The 2,829-nt window shown below is 74.4% G+C and carries 3 protein-coding genes; all 3 read right to left on the bottom strand.

Annotated features, from left to right (window positions below; all coding sequences use genetic code 11):
• A partial coding sequence (locus DY245_RS06905; protein WP_128504589.1) for an FtsX-like permease family protein occupies positions 1–1,274 on the bottom strand: 1,274 nt, incomplete at its 3' end.
• Positions 1,275–1,435: 161 nt separating this feature from the next.
• A complete protein-coding gene (locus DY245_RS06900; RefSeq protein WP_128504587.1) occupies positions 1,436–1,840 on the bottom strand; it encodes a globin in 405 nt (134 codons plus the stop codon).
• Positions 1,841–1,984: 144 nt separating this feature from the next.
• On the bottom strand, positions 1,985–2,829 hold an 845-nt coding region (locus DY245_RS06895), incomplete at its 5' end, for an FHA domain-containing protein (protein ID WP_128504584.1).

Here is a 2,829-nt window from a genome sequence, read left to right as displayed (position 1 = left end):
GCCCGCCGGCGCTGCGGATCGTCGCCGCCCGCCCGCAGCAGGGCGGGCGCGGCGACCGCGAGGGCGCAGCCCAGCGCCACGCCGATACCGGTCAGCCAGGCCGTGCCGGTGAGCCGGGTGTCCAGCGGCAGCCCGATCCGGGCCAGGGCGCCGCGGCCGGCCAGCAGGTGCATCAGCGGGCCGGTCAGCAGCGGCGCGCCGACCGCGGCCGGGGCCGCCAGCAGCAGCGACTCGGCGAGGGCCAGCCCGCCGATCCGCCGCCGGGAGGCGCCACGGGCCCGCAGCAGCGCCGTCTCGCCGGTCCGTTCGGTGCTCAGCATCCGGGCGACCAGCAGCAGCGCGTAGCCGGCGAGCAGGATCAGCTGGAGCGCGACGATCAGGATCGTCGAACGGTTCACCAGCAGCGCCCGCTGCAACTGCCCCACCGCATCGGGCAGATCGGTGGTGGCGATGGCCCGGCCCGCGAATGCCGGATCGGCCATCAGCGCCTTGGGAGCCGGGCCGGCGGCGGCGCTCAGCGCGTCCAGCCGGTCCGCGGTCAGCGCGCGGAAGTCGGCGGTGGCGAGCCAGCCGACCGAGTCCTGGACCAGCGGCCCGCCGTGGAACGCCGCCGGGTCGGTGAACAGCGGCCCGTACGTGGTGAAGCCGAGGGAGCGCACCCCGCGTCCGCCGAGATCGTCGAGCTTCCAGTACGGGTCGGTGCGGTCCTTGGGCCGGTAGACACCGGTGACCTCGATCGTCAGACGGGCGGGGCCCGACAGCCGGTTGTCGAGGGTGAGGCGGCGGCCGGGCCTGATCCCCAGCCGGGCGGCCGCGGTTTCCGGGACGGCGACGGGCAGCGGGCCGTGCGCGCCGGGCGTGGGCCAGCGCCCCGCGGTGAGCGTGAGGCGGGAGCGGTCCAGTGCTGCGAGATGGGTGAGATCCGGCTCACCCTTGGGGGCTGACGGTGACCGCAGTGCGCGGGGCAGTGCGTACGGCCCGGAGCGGGTCAGCGTGCGCACCGTGAACGGCAGCCCGTCGAAGGCCCGCCGGGCACCCTTGGCGACCGCCCGGTCCGCGGACAGCTGTGTGTCCGCGGGAAGTTGGGCCTTCACCTGGAGGGTGGCGGCGGCGGCCGAGCGCGTTTTCAGCGCCTGGCGCAGCCCGGCGTTCCCGACCGCGTCGGAGAAGGCGGCGAGCGTCGCCAGCACGGTGGCGGTGAGCAGCACCGACAGCAGCGCGGCAGCCAGCAGCAGGCGGTGTGCGCGCACCCGCAGAAAGACAAAGCCGGACACGGACACCCCCCTGCCGCGCGCAGCACCGATCAGTACCAAACAGTTGATCGGATGCTGTCAGAGGACAGGAGGCCGGGTGAGCGGTTTGCGGGGTGCTTGACCGGATCGTGATGGGCCGGTCCGGGCGGTCCGCGGTCGGGCCGGCAGGTGTGACGCGTTCCTCAGTCCGCGGCGTTGATCATCGACGCGGCCGCGTACGTGAGGTAGTTCCACAGCTGCGTCTCGTGTTCCTCGGGCAGTCCGAGGGAGTCCACCGCGTCCCGCATGTGCCGCACCCAGGCGTCGTGCGCGGCCCGGTCGACGGTGAACGGGGCATGCCGCATCCGCAGCCGGGGGTGACCGCGGCCGTCGCTGTACGTACGGGGGCCGCCCCAGTACTGCATGAGGAAGAGCGCAAGCCGCTCCTCGGCCGGGCCCAGGTCCTCCTCCGGGTACATCGGCCGCAGCAGCGGGTCCTCGGCGACTCCCTGGTAGAAGCGGTGCACCAGGCGGCGGAAGGTCTCCTCGCCACCGACCTGTTCGTAGAAGGTCTGCTCCTGAAGCGTGCCGCGCGGAATCTTGTTCACCCGTCCATGGTGGCAGACGCCCCGGCCGAGGACTTCGGTCGTAGGACGCAGCGGCCGGAGAGGGGGCCGGCGGCGGCCCGGAAATGCGGCCGGAGCGTGATCGGTTGATCACGCCCCGGGTTCGCTCGTCGACCGGCCGGCGGGTCAGCCCCGGCGGACGGTCAGCGTCGTCCAGGCACCGACATGCACCCGGTCGCCCTCATGGAGCGGCACCGGCACATAGGGCTGGATGGGGTCCTCGGCGAGGTTGATCGTCGTGCCGTTGGTGGAGTTCTGGTCCACCACCGCCCAGCTGCCGTCCTGCTGCTGCACCAGCAGCGCGTGCTGGTGCGAGACGCCCGGGTCCTCCGGCGCACTGCCCAGATCGATGTCCGGGGCCTCGCCGGTGCTGTTCCGGCGGCGGCCGACCGCGATCTGACCGTTGGCGAGCGGGAGCACCTGCTCGGGGGAGTACGCGGGCAGGTTGAGCCCCGCCGCCTCCGGGCCGCTGCGGCCCATCATCGCCATGAAGTACTCGCGGTCCGGCGCGATCGCCACCACCCAGCCGGCACCGACGACCGGCGGCGGACCCTGCGGCGGCGCCGCGGGACCCTGGCCGGGGCCGGGACCGCCGTGCCACTGCTGGTCCGGGCCGGGCTGCTGGTGCTGCGGCGGCATCTGCTGCTGCTCGTACGGCGCCTGCGGCTGCTGCTGTTCGTACGGTCCCGGGTGCTGCTGCTCGAACGGTGCCTGCTGCTGTTCGTACGGGGCCTGGGGCTGCTGCTCGTACGGCGCCTGCGGCTGCTGCTGTTCGTACGGACCCGGCTGCTGTTGCTCGTACGGTCCCGGGTGCTGCGGCGGGAACGGCGCGGGCTGCTGCTCGAAGGGGGCCTGCGGGCCGGGGCCGGGCGGCGCGGGTGCCATCGGCGGGGGCGCGCCCTGGACGCTCGGCGGGTTCAGCGTCCAGTCGTCGCCGCCCTGCTGCGGCGGCGGTCCGGGCTGACCGGCCG

The sequence above is a fragment of the Streptomyces inhibens genome, from assembly GCF_003389455.1.
GTDB classification, from domain to species: domain Bacteria; phylum Actinomycetota; class Actinomycetes; order Streptomycetales; family Streptomycetaceae; genus Streptomyces; species Streptomyces inhibens.
Note: the sequence above shows the minus strand (reverse complement) of the source record. Positions and strands in the feature narration are given on the sequence as shown.